Origin of the sequence: Streptomyces pseudovenezuelae (genome assembly GCF_029892565.1) — a bacterium.
Lineage (GTDB): Bacteria > Actinomycetota > Actinomycetes > Streptomycetales > Streptomycetaceae > Streptomyces > Streptomyces pseudovenezuelae_A.
In genome coordinates, this window is the sequence record NZ_JARXVH010000083.1 from 1 (window position 1) to 1214 (window position 1214).

The following is a 1214-nucleotide window of genomic DNA, read 5'->3' on the forward strand; positions in this document are numbered from 1 at the left end:
GCGCCCACCTCCAGCCGCGCCCGCAACACCTCATGCCGCTCCACCAACGCCCGCACCGCAGACCCCAACACCACACCATCCACACCAACCGGCGTTGACACCACACTGGACTGCACGGCTTGGCCGATGGCATCGAGTCCGACCCGCTCGATCAGTTCATGCATCACCGGTGTCAGCGGCACGTCACCCACGCCGGGTTCACCGCTCGCGACCGCGGCGTCGGCCAGGGCTTCAGCGGCCAGCGCCAGCCTGGCCGGAGTCTGCTCCTCGAACACCTGCCGAGGCGAGATCACCCAGCCCGCGCGCCGCACACCGGACACGAGAAGCATCGACAGGATCGAGTCGCCGCCCAGTGCAAAGAAGGAGTCGTCGACGCCGACGCGTTCCGCTCCCAGTACGTCGGCGAAGAGGCCGCACAAGATCTCCTCGACCGGGGTCGACGGTGCCCGGCCTGCGCCTCGTTCCATGTCGGGGGCGGGCAGGGCGGACTGGTCGACCTTGCCGTTGGGGGTGAGGGGCAGCTCGTCGAGAAGCACGACCGTGGAGGGGACCATGTACTCGGGCAGCCGCTCGGCAGTGAACTCCCGGATCACCGACGGTTCACTGCGGGACACGACGTAGGCGATAAGGCGGTCCTCACGGACCAGGACGGTGGCCTGGGCCACGTCCGGGTGGGCGGCGAGGACGGATTCGACCTCACCCAGCTCGATCCGGAAACCGCGGATCTTGACCTGTTCGTCGGCACGGCCGGCGAAGTGCAGCAGCCCGTCCTCCGTCCACCTAGCCAGGTCACCCGTCCGATACATGCGGGTGCCGGCGTTGAACGGGCAGGCCACGAACCGCTCCGCGGTCAGGTCCGCGCGACCGAGGTAGCCGCGGGCCAGACCGGGACCCGCTAGGTAGACCTCTCCTACCGCGCCGACCGGCGCCGGACGTAGGAACTCATCCAGCACGAACACCCGGCTGTTGGGCAGCGGCCGGCCGATCGCCGGGGGTGCGTCCTCCGGTGTGATGCCCGGCGCGATCTCGACCGCTGTGGTCATCACCGTCGCCTCGGTCGGACCGTAGGTGTTCCACACCCCCGCCCGAGCCCGCCACCGCGCCGCCAGATCGGCGCTCAGCCGCTCCGCACCCAGCACCCAATTCCGCACACCAGGCACCGACTCCGGATCCAACACACCCAACAGCGACGGCACCACACTCGCCACACTCAC

1 protein-coding gene is annotated in these 1214 nt (G+C 69.5%); it reads right to left on the reverse strand.

What is annotated here, in order from left to right; translation table 11 throughout:
• A partial coding sequence (locus tag M2283_RS51560) for a non-ribosomal peptide synthetase (protein WP_280883574.1) occupies positions 1-1214 on the reverse strand: 1214 nt, incomplete at both ends.